This window comes from Synechococcus sp. R5-15, assembly GCF_047462035.1.
GTDB lineage: Bacteria > Cyanobacteriota > Cyanobacteriia > Thermostichales > Thermostichaceae > Thermostichus.
The window spans coordinates 1-16,664 of sequence record NZ_JANSIK010000119.1 but is presented as its reverse complement, the minus strand read 5'-3'; the positions used below and the strand labels follow the sequence as shown (position 1 = coordinate 16,664).

The 16,664-nt window shown below is 59.8% G+C and carries 14 protein-coding genes and 1 pseudogene; 8 read left to right on the top strand and 7 right to left on the bottom strand.

Annotated features, from left to right (window positions below; translation table 11 throughout):
* The first annotated feature begins 169 nt into the window (after nt 1-169).
* Complete coding sequence (locus NW839_RS10605; protein ID WP_414351100.1) at nt 170-1,972, top strand: glycosyltransferase family 39 protein; 1,803 nt, start codon at nt 170-172, stop codon at nt 1,970-1,972.
* Between the two features lie 141 nt (nt 1,973-2,113).
* Complete coding sequence (locus NW839_RS10600) at nt 2,114-3,571, top strand: circularly permuted type 2 ATP-grasp protein (protein ID WP_414351103.1); 1,458 nt, start codon at nt 2,114-2,116, stop codon at nt 3,569-3,571.
* 21 nt (nt 3,572-3,592) lie between these two features.
* Here NW839_RS10600 and NW839_RS10595 read toward each other — a convergent pair whose 3' ends face one another.
* The 5 genes from NW839_RS10595 to NW839_RS10575 form a co-directional block, all read right to left on the bottom strand.
* Nucleotides 3,593-4,153: a gamma carbonic anhydrase family protein gene (locus NW839_RS10595; protein ID WP_414351105.1), complete on the bottom strand. Its 561-nt coding sequence runs from the start codon at nt 4,151-4,153 to the stop codon at nt 3,593-3,595.
* A 16-nt stretch (nt 4,154-4,169) separates the two neighbouring features.
* Nucleotides 4,170-5,174, bottom strand: a complete 1,005-nt coding sequence (locus NW839_RS10590) for an alpha-E domain-containing protein (protein ID WP_414328741.1) — start codon at nt 5,172-5,174, stop codon at nt 4,170-4,172.
* Nucleotides 5,168-7,078 (bottom strand): hypothetical protein, encoded by a 1,911-nt coding sequence (locus NW839_RS10585; RefSeq protein ID WP_414351108.1) that lies wholly within the window; start codon nt 7,076-7,078, stop codon nt 5,168-5,170. Before NW839_RS10585 ends, NW839_RS10590 begins: the two co-directional genes overlap by 7 nt.
* Nucleotides 7,072-7,623, bottom strand: a complete 552-nt coding sequence (gene moaC / locus NW839_RS10580) for a cyclic pyranopterin monophosphate synthase MoaC (protein ID WP_414351110.1) — start codon at nt 7,621-7,623, stop codon at nt 7,072-7,074. Before moaC ends, NW839_RS10585 begins: the two co-directional genes overlap by 7 nt.
* Nucleotides 7,624-7,715: 92 nt before the next feature.
* A complete protein-coding gene (locus NW839_RS10575) occupies nt 7,716-8,207 on the bottom strand; it encodes a Tic20 family protein (RefSeq protein ID WP_414328739.1) in 492 nt (163 codons plus the stop codon).
* Nucleotides 8,208-8,511: 304 nt separating this feature from the next.
* On the opposite strand from NW839_RS10575, the gene NW839_RS10570 reads away from it, so the two are divergent.
* The 3 genes from NW839_RS10570 (at nt 8,512) to NW839_RS10560 (ending at nt 11,823) form a co-directional block, all read left to right on the top strand.
* Entirely contained in the window at nt 8,512-8,979 is a 468-nt protein-coding gene (locus NW839_RS10570; RefSeq protein WP_414351112.1) for a hypothetical protein, read from the top strand.
* A gap of 281 nt (nt 8,980-9,260) precedes the next feature.
* The gene (hemH, locus tag NW839_RS10565; protein ID WP_414351121.1) at nt 9,261-10,295 is read left to right on the top strand and encodes a ferrochelatase; all 1,035 of its coding nucleotides are present in this window, start codon (nt 9,261-9,263) and stop codon (nt 10,293-10,295) included.
* A gap of 145 nt (nt 10,296-10,440) precedes the next feature.
* Nucleotides 10,441-11,823: a CCA tRNA nucleotidyltransferase gene (locus NW839_RS10560; RefSeq protein WP_414351114.1), complete on the top strand. Its 1,383-nt coding sequence runs from the start codon at nt 10,441-10,443 to the stop codon at nt 11,821-11,823.
* Here NW839_RS10560 and NW839_RS10555 read toward each other — a convergent pair.
* On the bottom strand, nt 11,820-12,545 hold the full coding sequence (locus NW839_RS10555; protein WP_414380636.1) for a response regulator: 726 nt from the start codon (nt 12,543-12,545) through the stop codon (nt 11,820-11,822). The genes NW839_RS10560 and NW839_RS10555 overlap by 4 nt on opposite strands.
* 392 nt (nt 12,546-12,937) lie before the next feature.
* Between NW839_RS10555 and NW839_RS10550 the strand changes: the two genes are divergently transcribed.
* The 3 genes from NW839_RS10550 to cysE all read left to right on the top strand — a co-directional run bounded on the left by NW839_RS10550 (nt 12,938) and on the right by cysE (nt 16,490).
* Complete coding sequence (locus NW839_RS10550; protein ID WP_011434393.1) at nt 12,938-13,840, top strand: 4-hydroxybenzoate solanesyltransferase; 903 nt, start codon at nt 12,938-12,940, stop codon at nt 13,838-13,840.
* Nucleotides 13,841-14,020: 180 nt separating this feature from the next.
* On the top strand, nt 14,021-15,562 hold the full coding sequence (locus NW839_RS10545) for a hypothetical protein (RefSeq protein WP_414351118.1): 1,542 nt from the start codon (nt 14,021-14,023) through the stop codon (nt 15,560-15,562).
* A 136-nt stretch (nt 15,563-15,698) separates the two neighbouring features.
* Nucleotides 15,699-16,490, top strand: a complete 792-nt coding sequence (cysE, locus tag NW839_RS10540) for a serine O-acetyltransferase (protein WP_414331426.1) — start codon at nt 15,699-15,701, stop codon at nt 16,488-16,490.
* Between the two features lies 1 nt (nt 16,491).
* On the opposite strand, the pseudogene NW839_RS10535 reads toward cysE, so the two are convergent.
* A pseudogene (locus tag NW839_RS10535) lies at nt 16,492-16,664 on the bottom strand (RNA-guided endonuclease TnpB family protein); the annotation flags it as partial.

Sequence of the window (16,664 nt, the reverse complement as noted above, 5' to 3'; positions counted from 1 at the left end):
CATCAAAGCGCATTCCTCCCGGCACTGACCCTACGGGTACAGTGCGGGGCTCCTGCGATTTCTAGCTGAGTTCTGGTTTTGTCGAGCATCTTGCGCCTGGTAGGCTGAGAGGGATCGATTCGTTCCTGATTCCAGTCGTATCGGTTCTATGGCGGTTTGGGATAGGGTGATGACCTCCCGGTATCTGCCCCTGCTGGGATCCGGCTTGGGCTTGGGGGTAGCCCTGATCCTCTGGTATGGGGTGTTTGGCTACCACGTGCTGCAGATTGGCCTCTGGCTGCTGAGCATCCTGCTGGTGGGGTTGTATTGGGCGCAGTTTTCCCCGGCTCAACCCCCTTGGGATCCGACGCGGCTGCGCTGGCAACAGGAGCTGTTGCACCTGGGGCTGTTGGTGTTGGTCTTTGCCCCGATCTACCTCTACGACCTGCCCAACATCCCTTTTCAGATCAATACTGACGAGATTGTGATCACCTCCATGGCCCGTCGCGCCTCAGGGGTGCGCTATCCCGATATCTTTGGGCTGATGCCGGAGTATTTCTATTTCCCCCGCTTCATGTTCAGCCTCTTCGGCGGCCTGACGCGGCTGATGGGGGGAGTCACGCTGCTCAATGTGCGCACGGTACATGCCGCCTTCGGGGTCGTCACCATTCTGGTGGCCTACGGGTTTTTTCGGGCATTTTGGGGATCCCGGCTGGCTTTGGCGGGGGCGGCCCTCTTGGGATCCAACCACGCCTTGCTGGGCATCAGCCGCATGGCCATGCGGGAAAACCTGATTGTGCTGGTGGAGTGTGCGGCCCTGGCCTTGCTCCTCAAGGGCGTGCGGGAAAAAAATCCCCTGTTGCTCTATCTGGGGGGAGGAGCGGCGGCTTTCTCCCTCTACGGCTATTTGCCGGGGCGGGTGGTGATCCTGCTGGGGTTGCTGTTTGGAGTTCTGTACCTGCTCCTGGGCCGGGAGGATCTCCGAGGAGAAAACAAGCAAGCTAATCCCCTCTGGGTCCTGGCTAAGCTGACGGTGCCCGCGGCGCTGGGCTTTTTTCTGGTGGCTGGGCCCATTCTGGTGGCCACGGTCACAGCACCTGCGGTGAGCGCCGAGTACTCTCGCCAACAATTTCTCTTTTTCCCGGAAGGGCGGGCGTTACAACAGATGTGGGTGAATGCGGCTACGCCAGAGGAGGCGGTCTGGCGCAACATCTTCAACGGCCTGAGTATGTTCAACGACCCCGGCCAGCACGACCGCGGCTACATCTATCCCAACTACGGCCATGCTTTTGTGGATCCCTTGACGGGGGCTTTGATCTGGCTGGGGCTGGGATCCGGCCTCTACCGCCTTTTCAAGAAGCGCAGCCAACCCCACGACTGGCTGTGTATCGGCAGTTTCCTGTTTCTTTACTTGCTCTTTAGCTTTGCCATCACCAAAGCCCCCAACTACACCCGCCTGCTGGTGATCCTGCCCTTTGTAGCCTATCTAACCTTGGAAGGGATCCAAGTGCTGGCAGGTCTCCTGGAACGCTGGGGATCCCGGGCCGGGAGTTGGCTGCCGGCGGCGGCGATGGCGGGGGCAATCCTGCTGATTGGGGGGTGGAACCTGGCCATTTTTGGAGACTTTGTCCACAAAGGCTGGACGCAGGGCAACGATGTGGGGGCCACCGGGCGCTATGTGGCAGCTCGCCAAATGGATCCCGACTACCGCTTCTATCTGGCCGCCAGCGCTGCCTACCCCTATTTCGGCTGGGGGGAACCCCACTATTGGCAAAGCTGGATCCAATTTTTTGCCGGACGGGAACAAAAGGTAGCGGTGTTTTCCCCTGAGGTGTTGCCCATCCAGGCGCTGGAGCCACCGTTTACCCTGTTCATGAACGAGTGGGTATGGGATCAGCAAGGGGCAGAACTGCAACGGCGTTTTCCCAGCGGACGGTTGCACCGGATCCCTGCTGAGCGGGGGCTATGGGCCTTTGAGGTGGCGGATCCCTAGAGCTCCCCCCCTGGTTTGGCCAACCCACTGTTCGCGGGACGGAGTCCTTTCTTTTTACCAGGCTAAAAGTAGCTGAAAGCACATTATGCAGATCCAGAGCCCCCAACAGTAGAAGAAGATAGCGTTCCAGGGATCCCAGACGTGCGTTTTGATGCCTACGACCCGGGCGAGGGGTTTTACGACGAGCTGTTTTTGGGGCGTAACCAGCCCCGTCCTGAGGCGATCCCGCTGATTGAGCGCATTCATTCTCTGGAAGAAGGGGAACTGCAGCAGCGGCAAGCGGCGGCGCAGGCGGCCCTCTTTCAAATGGGGGTGACCTTCAACGTCTATGGCGATAGCCAGGGCACGGAGCGAATTTTCCCCTTTGACATCATTCCCCGCATTGTCTCGGCTTCCGAGTGGCAGCGGCTGGAGAAGGGTCTCAAGCAGCGCATCCACGCCCTCAACCTGTTCATCGACGATGTCTATCACGACCAGAAGATCCTTAAGGATGGGGTGATCCCTGCCGAGCTGATCGAAACGGCCAAGGGATTTCTGCGGCCCTGTGTGGGGCTCAACCCGCCGGGGAGAATTTGGTGCCACGTCACCGGCACCGACCTGGTGCGGGATCGGGACGGGACTTGGTACGTGTTGGAAGATAACCTGCGCTGTCCGTCGGGAATCTCCTACGTGCTGGAAAATCGGCGGGTGATGAAAAGCACCTTTCCCTCCCTGTTCAACACCATGGGGATCCGCCCGGTGGACGACTACCCTAGCCATTTGTTGGATACTCTGCTTAACCTGGTGCCGCACCTAGCCAACCCAACGGTGGTGGTGCTCACCCCCGGCATCTACAACTCCGCCTACTTCGAGCATTCTTTCCTCGCCCAGCAGATGGGGGTGGAGCTGGTGGAAGGGCGGGATCTGGTGGTGGCAGATGGCTATTTGCAAATGCGCACCACCAAGGGGCTGCAGCGGGTGGATGTGATCTACCGCCGTATCGACGACGACTTCATCGATCCGCTGGCCTTTCGCCCCGATTCTCTACTGGGGGTTCCGGGCCTGTTTGAGGTTTATCGGTCAGGGCGGCTGGCGATTGCCAACGCTTTGGGAACAGGGGTGGCGGACGACAAGGTGATCTACGCCTATGTGCCGCAGATGATCCGCTACTACCTGGGAGAAGAGGCCATTTTGCCCAACGTGCCCACCTACCTCTGCTGGGATCCCAAGGATCAGGCGTACGTACTGGAAAACCTGGACAAGCTGGTGGTGAAGGCAGCCAACGAGTCAGGCGGCTATGGCATGCTGATGGGATCCCAGGCTACACCGGCAGAGCGGTCTGCTTTTGCTGAGAAAATCCGCGCCCAGCCGCGCAACTACATCGCCCAACCCACCCTGTGCCTTTCTCGCGTGCCCACCTTGGTGGATCGGGGAGAAGGCCCCTGTCTGGAGCCCTGTCATGTGGACTTGCGGCCCTATATCCTCTACGGCAAAGAGATCTACGTTCACCCAGGGGGGCTGACCCGCGTCGCCCTCAAGAAGGGATCTCTGGTGGTGAACTCCTCCCAGGGGGGCGGCAGCAAAGATACCTGGGTGCTCTGCGCGGATCCCGGCTGTTGAGAGACGGCTGGCAAAATAGGTTCAGAGCCGCTCGCCCGAACCTCTGCTCCACCGGCCAAAGCGGCTGGCATGCTGAAGCGCCAAATCCACGTAGTGCTGGGCGTGAAGGCGCAGTTGCTCGACCTCTTCCTCGGTGAGGGTGCGGATAACCTTGGCCGGGATCCCCGCCGCCAAAGAGTGGGGTGGCACAGACCGGGTGACCACTGCTCCAGCTCCCACCATGCTGCCTGCCCCGATGGTGACCCCGTTCAAGATAATGGCCCCAATCCCGATCAGACATCCCCCCTCGATGTGGGCACTGTGGATGACCGCTCGATGGCCTACGGTCACTTCCTCGCCAACCAGGGTCGGCTGTCCGGGATCCCCGTGCAGAATGGCTCCATCTTGGATATTGCTGCGGCGGCCAATCACAATGGGCGAGAGATCCCCCCGCAAGATGGCCCCGTACCAGATGCTCACCGCTTCCGCAAGTTGGACATCGCCGATCAGTGTGGCATTGGCGGCAATAAAGGCTGCCTCATCTACTCCCGTCGGCTGCCGATCCAGCCCAATTGGCCAGGTGTCCTGTTTTTCTCGTTGCATTTAGAGTCGAGGCCGTTTATGTCAGTTGGGCTTGACGTTGAGAGAGTAGAGAGGATTCAGACGGTTGCAAGGGGCGAATGGCAAAGAAAGTTTCGTAGATGCAATCGCCAACGTGGTTCATTTGTAGCTGCAATTTGTCGAGAAACTCATGTAAGCCCTGCTCCATAATGTCGTCGATGGTTAGGTAGTCCAGCTCAGAACGCAGGCGGCCCAAAGCTCGCTCGCTGGGATCCCGCCAGGTATCGGCTGGGGTGCCGGTGATTTGGTGCAGGGATCGATCCGCATGAATAAGACAAAACTGAATGGAGCGGGGAAATTGCCGATCCAAAATCAGGAAAGAGGCCACCTCTCTGGGATTGATGCGGTGCTGGCGGCTGTATTTCCGGTACATTTCATAAGCACTGGCCGACTTCAGCAAAGCAATCCACTGCAACTCATCCAAAGCCGTGCCCACGTACTGCAGAGAGGGCAGCAAGATAAAATACTTAACGTCCAAAATGCGCGCCGTTTTGTCTGCCCGCTCCAAAAGACGGCCAATCTGGCCAAAATGCCAACCTTCCCCGTGGGTCATGGTGGCATCCATCACCCCGGCGAATAGGTGACTGGCCAGCTTCACTTCCGTGAAAAAATCATGGAGCTGACTCAGGTGGGGGCCTTGCTGAGCCGCTTCTTTGACCATCAAATAAAAGCGGTTGACCCGCTCCCACATTTCTGAAGAAATGACCTCCCGCACAGAGCGGGCATTTTCCCGCGCCAGCCGCAAACAGGAAAGGATGGAGTTGGGGTAATCCCTATCAAAAGCCAGGAACTGGATGACCGTTTCTTGGGTCGCCTGGCCATAACGCTGGTAAAACAGCTCCTGATCCCCGGTGGTGTAGACGATGGGATCCCACTGCTGGGCGGGACCGCTGGGCAAGTCTAGGATGAGGTTGAGATTGACATCGATGAAGCGGGCGATGTTCTCGGCGCGCTCCACGTAGCGGTTGAGCCAGTAGATGGAATCGGCCACCCGACTCAGCATGCTGTTGCCTCCTCTGGAGTGTCTTGTCTCTGCGCTCCGTTCAAATTCAACAAACGAAGCAGCCGCCGCACCTTCACCAGCAGCACCCCCGTCAGGCCGGTCAAGATCCACCCCATCCACTCGGCTGCAGTACCCAGATAGCGCACCTGCACGCGATGATCCCCCGGCGGGATCCGCACCTGCAACAGCCCCACTCCGCTGTGCTCAGCAGACGTGAGGCGACCATCCACCTGTACCCGCCAAGCAGGGTAGTAAAAAGTGCGCAGGACTACCCATTGATCCTGATCGGTGGGGTTAACGGCCCGAAAACGACGGTAGCCATAGCGCCACTGCTCCACTTCCAACAGTGGCTCCAGATCGCTTTGTTCTCGTCCAAAGTTCACCATGTCGCCTTGCCACCGCAGCAGCGGATCCACCTCTGGGGGCGGCATGGGCAGGGTTGCTTGGCGAGGTCGGTACTCCGGCACATCCACCAGCGCCAGCCCATCGGGAAAGATCCAGTGCCAGTGAAGAAAAGCGATGCCCGGTCGCTGCTGGGGCTCATTGGGAAATGGCTTGGCGGCAGACAGCTCTTGAAAAGTTTGGATGGTCTGGGGGTCAAACCTGGCTCTGGACAAGACCTGCCAGCCCTGCCAGCTTTGTATCCCCATGGCCAGACCTATCCCCACAATCAAGAGGATCCTCAAGCCCTTTTGTCCCCACCCCCAGGCGGCCAGGGATCCCAACAGCCAGGGCACGGTTACCGCCGTCACCGCCATCCAGCGCCAAGAAAACTGAATGCGCCGCAGGGGCAAAATCCACTCGTAGAGCCAACCCAGCAAATCCGTCATCATCAGCAGGGCCACCAAGCTGGCCCCCAAGCTGTAGAGCAGGATCGCTTTGGCCAGGGGAGCATGGGATCCCAAGGCATCAAAGGACTCCGTCTCGTTAGCGCGAACGGAATGGATCGGGGTCATCCCCCTTGTCCTGCGGGCCAGCCAAGTTGGGAGAATCAGGATTCCAACACCCAAGACAACGGCCACCATCCAGATCCAGTACCCTACCAGGCCGCTTTCAAACCAGTGCTGCGTCAGTTGTGGCTGGAGCCGGGTCAGCCCACTCAGCATCAGGCGATGTTGGGGCATGTACTCTTCGACAAAATTCACCAACTCCACCTGGATGAGGCGCTGATCCCAAAAGGCTGGCAGCAGATAAAACGCCGTCCACCCCAGCCCCAGCCCAAACCCCAAGTAGCAGCGCCCCACCCTGGGCCAGAGGGGATCCCAGCGGCCCAGCACCCAAGGCAGAGGCAGCCAAGTTAGCGTAAAGACCAGCAAAGTGGGCAAGTGAGATAGGGCCAACAGGCCGTAGCTAATGGCTAAGGCCACAATCGGCCAAAGGGACTGGGGCCGGCAGATCACCTGGACTGAGGCCCAGAAAATCCAGGGAGAGACAGCAATGGCCCACACTTCCCCCATTGCCCCCCGTTGATAGATATCCACCAGCCAATAGGGGCCGGCCATACCCGCCAGAGCCAAAACCAGAGCCCAAGCCCAGGGGATGAGTTGCCGGAGAAGGGCATACAGCCCTGCGCCAAAGACTGCCATCGCCAAGCCCATGCTGGCCACCAGGGATCCGGGCATATCCAGCTCCAGCAGGCGAAACGGCAGAGGGGCCACCATGCACAGAGGGGGGTAAAAGGCAAAGGTAGGATTGCCGTAGCCGAAGTTGGAATACTCCAGCCAGCGGGGGTAAAACTGCCCGCCGAAAAACTGTCGTTGATACTGAAAGGCCCAACTGAGGTTGAAGTGAGTGGAGTGAGTCATGGGATAGCCCTGGCGCAGCATGGGCCAGAGCAGCACCCCAATGCCCACCAACAACCCTAGCCCAACACCCCTCTCTGATTGTTGCAAAGCTTTCAGCATTTCTCGGCGTTATCCCGATCCTCTGCCTCGAAAGGCCCAGACTTCCCCCCATACTTGCGCAGCAGCCGGATGTTTTCGATCACCATCGTCTTCTCCAGGGCCTTGGCCATGTCGTATAGGGTGAGGGCGGCCACGGAAACAGCCGTCAGAGCCTCCATCTCCACCCCTGTTTGGGCGTTGGTTTTTACTGTAGCGGTGATCAGAAAGCCGGGCAGATGGGGATCCGGATTCAGATCCACGGTGACGCTGCTCAAGGGGAGAGGATGACACAGCGGGATTAGATCGGCGGTGCGCTTGGCAGCCATGATCCCGGCCAGGCGGGCCGTTTCCACCACATTTCCTTTGGGCCCTTGACCGGCCAGAATAGCCTGCAAAGTCGTTTCTGACATGCGTACCTGCCCTTGGGCAGTGGCCAAACGGGCAACCGTGGGCTTATCTCCTACTTCCACCATCTGTACTCGGCCAGAGGCGTCCAGGTGGGTGAGGGCTTGCCCAACAAAGGACTCTGTCCTGCTGGCGCGACTAGAACTCGAATCCGATGGCACCCCGGCCTCCCACAATCCTTGAGAGCTGAAGAGTTGGCTTAGGCTCCGATGAGGTCGGCAAATCGGCAACCAGACCCGCAGGGACTTGACAACTAGTAGCGAATCCAGGCATAGGCGGCATCAGAGAGCACCGGCACCTCGGCGTAGTGGCCGCGAATGTTTTGCACCCAGGCGTAGACGGTGATGGCAATCACCCCCAAGAGAGCTGTGGTGGCCAAAATGCTGACCATCGCCGCCAGACCAAGGCTGCCGAAGAGCATGCCGAACACCTGCATCAGCACCTGCACCAAGAACAAGGCAATGTTGAGCAACAGCGCCTGGATGGTGTTGAAGCGAACAAAATGGGCTACGCGGGTGTTGCGGATCACCAGGAACAGGAGAGCCAAAGACACCCCCATTCCCAGCCAGCCCGTGGCCAGGGGCACCAGACGAAACAGAGGCGCAAAAATGGGGATCAGCCCTGGCAGAGATTGAAACAACCCAGAGGGCAAAAAGCCCAAGGGCAGAGCCGATACCAAAGGCAAAAGGTAGGGAAGAGATCCCCACAGCCGATTGATGGGAGTGATGTCGCCGCGCCAGGTCATAATCCGTCGATCCCCATAGGTGCAATGGTTACTGGAGCTGGCTTGTCGGTGCGCTTCTGGGATCCCCGCAAGCTACAGGTCGGAAAGAGAAAGCAACACCCAAGCCTTGGGCCTATTGTAGTCGATGGATTTGGGTGGCTCAACGCGCTTGGCCGCAAGCCGGCTTCTGCTTTCCAGTGAGCAGAAAAACTCGAGGCCAAAAGGTTCAGGGTGAGCGTTCCGATGCATCTGGGCTGGTATAATCAACGGCAAATCCTGGCTGCATAGCGGTTTTTTGGGTTCTTTACATTTTTCAGCTTCCACCATGAAGATTTCATTGTCTCCCGCTGCTGGCGTTGTCGGAGCTTTTCTCTGGCAAGTTTGGTCTGGGCTGATGGGTTTTCTCAACGACCGTCTGTTGCCGGAGCGCTATCACATTCGGCCTGAAGCTTTGCCGGAGTGGATTGCTCAGGTGTGGACTGGCTATCTGCGCTATCGGGAAGCCTCTCGTCCGGGGGCGATCCAGTTTCGCGGCTTGACGGTGGATCCCAGCCGAGATCTGCGCTCAGCTCACCTCGGATCCCGTCCGCTCCGCTACCGCGGCTGCCCCATGGAGACGGTTGCCCGACCTGGGGATCCTTCTCCTGCCGTCCAACCCATCCCTGAAAAGGCTTTTGTGCCCCCCTACTGGAGACTTCTCAATACGCTGCGCTTGAAGTTGAGCCTGGCCGATATTGATCGCTACCCCGTCACTCCGGCCCTGCAGCGGGTTTACCGCGGTCAAGAGTTCTGACAGCGCTCTGCTCCTTAGCGGCAATGGGGTGTTGATGCCGGGGATCCCCTTGTGGGCGGGGATCCCTTTTTGGACTTTGTTCGCGACAGCGGGACGGAGTCCCCAGATCGGACTTGTGGGTTTGGGTGAGATTGCGATCGGGTGGTTTCTCCTGGGGTGAGGGGAAAGCTGAGAAAGACTGCAAAAAAACTTAAGGTCACTTTCCCGCTGGGGGATAAGAGCCCCTACAGTGGATAAAGAAGAACATGGTGCTCCGCACCGCCAACGCAATGAGCTTTGTTATGTCCAAAAGCGGCGTGCTCCTGCTGAACTTGGGGGGGCCAGAGACCCAGGCTGATGTGCAGCCCTTTCTTTACAATCTGTTTGCCGATCCCGAGCTGATCCGGCTGCCGTTTCCCTTCTTGCAGCGGGCCTTCGCCTGGGCCATCTCCACACTGCGGGCCGAAAAATCCCGCCGCAACTACGCGGCCATTGGGGGGGGATCCCCCTTGCGGCGCATTACTGCTGAGCAAGCGCGAGAACTGCAGGCCCACCTGGTGGCCGAGGGCTACGATGTGCCGGTGTATGTGGCCATGCGCTACTGGCATCCGTTGATCGAGTCGGTGGTGCAGCAGATCAAGTCGGATGGGATCACCCGCTTGGTGGTGCTGCCGCTCTACCCGCAGTATTCCATCAGCACGACGGGATCCAGCTTTAAGCTGCTGGATCGGCTCTGGGCTGAGGATCCGGAGCTGGCCCACATCGAGCGCTGCCAGATCTACTCTTGGTACGATCAGCCCCAGTATGTGCAGGCGATGGCCAGAGCAATTCGGGAACAGTTGGATGGATTTGCCGAGCCCGAAGGGGTGCATGTGCTGTTCAGCGCCCACGGCATTCCCGAAAGCTATGTCACCGAGGCCGGGGATCCCTACCAACGGGAAATGGAAGCCTGCGTGCGGCTGATCTGGCAGCAGGTGGGACGCCCCAATGACCACACCCTCTCCTATCAAAGCCGGGTGGGTTCGGTGCGGTGGCTGCAACCCTATACCGAACGGGTCATCCTGGAGTTGGGATCCCAAGGCGTGAAACAGTTGCTGGTGGTGCCGATTAGCTTTGTGTCGGAGCACATCGAGACCCTGCAGGAGATCGACATCGAGTATCGGGAACTGGCCCATCGAGCTGGGATTGCCGATTTTCGCCGTGTGCCCGCCTTAAATACCGACCCTCTGTTCATTGCTGGCTTGGCGGCGCTGGTGCGGCCTCATCTGCTCACTCCGGGCTTGGCAGCTCCTGCCTTTGTCCCTGCTGCTGTGGGCAGCTCGCTGCTGGAGCGGTAGGGAAGAACGCCAGGCATTTCATTGTTGCTCTGCTCATTGTTGCTCTGCAACGCTGACGCGACCAGACGAGGACGCTGACTTCATACCCCCAGAAGCGTTCTCCTACCACCCCAGGTGTCTCATCTTCATGGAGTTTTGACTGGGAATGACCCTAAGCCCGAGCGAAGCCTTGCTGACGAAGTGGCTGCTGACCTATTTTTACCAACGGCTGCCTTTCCCCCAAGAGTGGCTGCCGCAGAAAAGCTATTGGGTAGGGGGATCCCTGCGGGATGCTTACCTGGCTTGGCTGCAGGGCCGTGCTGCTGGGGATCCCGCTCGCGACAACGGGATGGGGTCTTTAGCACCAGTGGATTTGGATCTGATGTGTGCTGTGGATCCCGTGGGCTGGGCGGCAGGGGTGGCGCGACGGCTGGGGGCAGGCTTTGTGGTGTTGGATCCCGAACGGCAGATTGCCCGCATTGTGTTGGCAAAGTTGACCGTGGACGTGGGGCTGCAGGTGGGATCCACCCCTGAGGCGGATCTGGAGCAGCGGGACTTCACCTGCAATGCCCTGGCCTTGGATCTGCAACGGGAGCAACTGCTGGATCCCACGGGCGGACAAGCCGATATTCGCCAGGGCCGGATGCGCATGATCCACCCCGACAACCTCAGCGCCGATCCGGTGCGGCTGTTGCGGGGTTATCGACAGGCAGCTCAACTGGGGTTTGGGCTGGATCCGGCTACGCAAGAGGCGATCCGGGAGCGGGCCCCCCTTTTGGCCAACGTGGCGGCAGAACGAGTGCGGGCAGAGGTAGTGGCCCTCTTGGAGGCAGGGATCCCCGGGCTGGCTCACCTACAGGCGGCGGTGGCGGCGGGGTTGCTGCAGGCTTGGCTGCCCCACCTGAAGCCGGAAAGTCCGGGCTTCCCTCAAGCTCAGGCGGTGTGGGAGTGGGCCGGGCGCTGGCAACCGCTCTATCCCCGCACGCTGGCAGAGCTGGCCCAGCCCTTGACATCCTCACGCGAAGGGCGCGGCAGGCTGTTGGCAGTGGTGCTGGCGGCCTTGTTGTGGGATCCAGCGGGAACTGAGGACTCTGTCTTGCTGACGCGAACGGCAGAAAGGGTGGAAACCGAGCTGGAGCGGCTGCGCTTCAGCCGAGCGGAAATGCGGGCCATCCAAAAGCTACACCATCTTCTGCCTCAGCTTCAGCTTCTCCTGACGGACTCCCCCACCCCTGCGCAACAGTGGCGGCTTTATCAACAGGCGGGATCCCTGTTCGGTGGCCTGGCGCTGTTGGCGGTGGCTACGGGCGGCGACCCTCAAAAGCTGGAGTCTTGGCTCAAACGCTACGAAGACCCCCAGGATCCCCTGGCCCATCTGGTGCCCCTGCTGGATGGCCGCGATCTGCTGCACAGCTTGGGGGCCAAACCCGGCCCCTGGGTAGGCCAGTTGCTGCAAGACCTCCAGGAGGCGCAGGCTTGGGGGCAGATTCAAACTCGTGCCGAGGCGCTCTCTTTTGCCCGCCGGTGGCGTGGCCAGCAAAAAGACTAGCCGAAGCGATAGCCGAAGCCGCGCACCGTCACCAAATACTCTGGGTTGCTGGGATCCAGCTCCAATTTTTCCCGCAGCCAGCGGATATGTACATCGACGGTCTTGCTGTCGCCCATGAAGTCGGATCCCCAGACGCGCTCCAGAAGCTGCTCCCGCGTCCAAACGCGGCGGGGGTTGGACATAAACAGCTCCAACAGGCGAAACTCTTTGGGGGAAAAACTCACCTCGACGCCCCGCACCAACACGCGGCACTCCTGGGTAAACATACACAGATCCCCGTAGCGGAGCACCGTGGCATCGCTGGCTTGGGCCAGTTGTTGCCGACGCAACACCGAACGACAGCGGGCGATCAGCTCCCGCATGCCGAAGGGCTTGGTCAGATAATCGTCGGCCCCCAGTTCCAAGCCCACCACCCGGTCGGTTTCGCTACTTTTGGCCGTCAACATCAGGATGGGAATCGTGTTGCCCTCCCTGCGCAGCAGCCTGCACAGATCCAGACCGTTCAAGCTGGGCAACATCAAATCCAGGATCATCAAATCCAGCCGCTCAGCCGTATGTACCACCTCAAGGGCTTGCCGACCATCGGCGGCCTGTAAAACTTGATATCCCTGTTCTTCTAAAGCCAGGGCAACCGTTTCCCGAATGGCATCCTCGTCATCCACCACCAGCAGGGTCTCCAGATGGGAAGCAGCTTCCTTGGCTTGAGGAAGTGGACCGGTCATGGAGAGGGTTGCTTCCATACAGAACTCCGTTGCGCCTGCACGCAAGTGCTCCGCACCGCCGTCACGAACGCGGAAGCGTCACGTAGCGATAACAGCCTCACAGGGTGAGAAGGGCAAGTGCCGCCACCGTCAACAGCAGCCCCCCGATAGGATATCAAACTTCCAGGGCAGGCCAATAAAGAGAACAGGGGCGGACTGACTTGCACAGGGCCTTGAGACGGCGAATGGAACCGAAAGGATTCCAAAAACCTGCAATTCAGGATGATTGATTTAAGATCTCTAATGTGGAGCCGCCCCTACCCACGCCTCATGGTGCTCTGCACCCCTCCCGCGAACGGCAACTCACGCTTTAAGGACTCCGTCCCGCTGTCGCGATTGGCCGGAAACCGGTTATGTCTGCTTCCCCTTCTGCACTCTGGGCCACTGGCGGAGCCATTCTGCGGCTGTTGCGCTGGCACAAGCCGGCAGGGCGATTGATTTTGATGATCCCGGCTCTGTGGGGAGCTTTTTTGGCCGGACGGGGAACACCCCCTTGGCCGTTGGTCGGGATCATCATTTTGGGCAGCCTGGCTGCCAGTGGGGCAGGCTGTGTCATCAACGATCTTTGGGATCGAGATTTGGATCCGCTGGTGGAGCGCACCCGCCATCGCCCGTTGGCCAGCCGGGAGTTGACCGTTGGCGTCGGGATCCTGATGGCGGTGGTGAGTTTGGCCTGTGCGGCAGGGCTGGCGCTGTTTCTCAACCCGGTTAGCTTTGCCCTCTGTGTGGCGGCGGTGCCGGTGATCCTGCTCTATCCGGGGGCCAAGCGGGTGTTTCCGGTGCCGCAGTTGGTGCTGGCTCTGGCGTGGGGATTTGCCGTGCTCATCAGTTGGACGGCGGTGAGCGGCCAAGATGCCAACACACCCCTGTGGGAAGAGGGGCTGGGCTGGCTGTGGCTGGCCACGGTGTTGTGGACCCTGGGATTTGATACCGTCTATGCTCTTGCGGATCGGGAGGACGATGAGCGGGCCGGGATCCATTCCAGCGCCCGTTTTTTCGGGCAGCGGACGCCGACGGCGGTAGGGCTATTTTTTTTGGGCACTGCCATTGCGCTGTTGGGGGTAGGCCTCAGCCTACGGTTGCATGGAGTTTATTTTGTCAGCTTGGCCATCGTCACTGTCCTCTGGGGCCGGCAAACCTGGCAGCTCCACCAAAGGAATGCCTCTCCCACCTTGTACCTGGCCATCTTCGGCCAAAATGTGGTGCAAGGGTTTATTCTGCTGGCGGGGATGATCGGCGGGTCCCTGCTGGCCTGAGGGATCCCCTGGCCTCTCGCATGGCCAGATGCCTCTCTGAAGAACGCCTTGCCCCTCAGCCGACGCTGGGGCTGCCTCTTTGGGAAGGGATCCCGACAAATCTCCGGACTGGCAGGAATCGGCCCAGGGCCATGGGCAAACGGTAGAATGAGACGATTAATTGCAGGATCCCAGCCTCCGATGGCCCCACTGAGCAGCGGTGAGCCTCTCTATGACATTCTTATTCTCTCAAACGGCCCTGGAGAGCTGACCACCTGGGTGCGTCCGGTGGTGATGGAATTGCGCCAGCAACTGCCTCAGGCACGCCTCTCCCTGGTGCTGTCCCCCTGCCCTCATGCTTCCGGGCAGGAGATGAAGATAGCCCAAGCGTTCATCGATGTGGATCGGGTGCAGGATCCCGATTTTTTTCTGGCTTTTTTGCTTACCGGCCAAACCGAAGAAGCCTGGGATTGGGCCAAGCGAGGGGTGGTGCTGTTCCTGGGGGGAGATCAGTTTTTTGCCGTCTGGATTGCTCGCCGCTTGCGCTATCGGCTGGTGGTCTATGCTGAGCATCAACCCCGTTGGCGGCCTTGGGTACATGCTTTCGCCGTGCGAACCGAGGCAATCAAACGCCGCTACGATGGCGGACGGCTGCTGGGCCACCCTTGGGCCCACAAAATGCACGTTGTCGGGGATTTGATGGCGGATGGCGTAGCCAGCGCTGTCTATTTGCCGGGGGTGCCCCTTTCCGGCTGGCTTGGCAGCAGATCTCCTGCCGCTGCCTCCAAACCCACGGCAGGCTTTTCTTCCCCAACCCAAGCCTTTGGCCTGCTCCAAGATGCATCTCCCAGCTCCATCGGCGAGGGGGAGCCTGTAAGAACTGCGCCAGAGAGAGTGGGGAACCGCTTCACCGATCGCGTAAGCGGGCCGGAGGCCTTTCGCGTAAGCGGGCCGGAGGCCTTTGAAGAATTGCTACCGCGCGGCTGGCAGCGTCTGAGCGATGAGAACCGCACCCACTATCAGGTGGGGCTGCTCCCAGGCTCCAAGCCAGCCAAGCTCTCCTTGGGGGTGCCATTGGTGTTGGCTGTGGCCGATGAGCTGCGACAGATGCTGCCGAATGTCCGCTTTGTGATCCCGGTGGCCCCAGGACAAACCCCCCAGTCGTTGGCAGCCTATGCCCATCCCAAGCTCAATCCCGATATGGCTTTGATCTATGGCACCTCAGCCATTCTGGAGCAGACCAATCTGGGATCCCAGTTTGTTACCCCCTTTGGCAGCACGGTGCAATTGTGGACAAGCTTCCCTGCCTATTCTGTGCTGGCCAACTGTGATCTCTGTCTGACCACCATTGGCGCCAACACCGCCGAGCTGGCCTATTTGGGGGTGCCGATGGTTGTGGTGATCCCTACCAACAAGCTGGAGGCAATGCGCGCCTGGGATGGGATCCTCGGCCTGTTGACCCACCTTCCGGGCTTGGGCACTTGGCTGGCCCGCGTCTTCAATAGGATTGCTCTGCGTTGGCTGGGCCACTTGGCTTGGCCGAACATCTGGGCAGGGCGAGAGGTGGTACCGGAGTTGCGGGGCCACTTGCGCCCGGTGGCCGTGGCCGCACAAATGCGAGTTCTGTTGGAAGATCCCCAGCGCCGTCAGCAAATGCAGACAGAACTGCAGCGGCTGGGGGGAAGGCCGGGAGCCGCGCAAGCCATTGGAGAACTGGTGGCTCAGCAGTTGAGTAAAGGCTAGGGCAGAAGGCAATTTGCTTGAGCTCGACCCAGTGGAGAGTTGCGCGAGGAGCTCCCTTGGCGCGATTGGAGATCTCTCCTTGCTGCCGGCAAAAAGTGCTAAAAGGGGAGTGGAGGTTCCTAAACGGAGACCATTCATGCTGACGGAGGCCGAGCAGTCGGCGGTGGAAAGCCCCAAAACGGGGGAGGGCAATTCTCTCCCTGCTGGCAAGCCGGAGCCAAAACTGGGGTTCTGGCAGCAATTTTGGGAGGATGTTGATTGTGTCTTCGATCGGGATCCGGCAGCACGCAATCGCTGGGAGGTCATCTTCACTTATCCCGGTGTGCATGCTCTGTTTTTGCACCGCATCGCCCACTGGCTGTGGAAACGGCGCTGGTTTTTCCTAGCGCGGCTGCTCAGCTTCTTGGCTCGTTCTTTCACATTGATTGAAATCCACCCGGCAGCCAAGATTGGGCGGCGCTTTTTCATTGACCACGGCTGTGGGGTGGTGATCGGTGAGACGGCAGAAATTGGCGATGATGTTACCCTCTACCACGGGGTCACCTTGGGGGGTACCTCTTGGAACAAGGGCAAACGTCATCCCACCCTGGAAAATGGGGTGATTGTCGGCACGGGGGCAAAGATTCTGGGGCCGGTTCGCATTGGGGAAAAAGCTCGTATCGGAGCCAACGCGGTCGTGATTCAGGATGTAGCTCCCGGCATGACGGTGGTTGGGATCCCAGGCCGTGCGGTCATCCCGCCCCATCAGCGCCGCATCCCCGCCCATGGCATTGACCTGGATCACCATCTCATGCCTGACCCAGTGGGACGGGCTATCGAACAGTTGCTGCACCGTATCCAAGATCTGGAAGCCCAGGTGGCCCGCCTTAACCGGGAGCGGGAACAGGTCCGGCAGGATCAGGTGAGAGGCGAAGCAGAATATTCGTAAACTACCCGACCCTGACTGCTTCGCAGTACAGGGCGGGCTTTTGGTAGCCCTGCAGTTGGCAAGCCAACCACGAACCTCCAGGCTGGTTTACGGCAGCCCCCAAGAGCGCAATCACCTTCGCACCGTTAAAATCCGCATCCCCTTCCCAACCGCAGTGCCCGCATTTGAACTGCT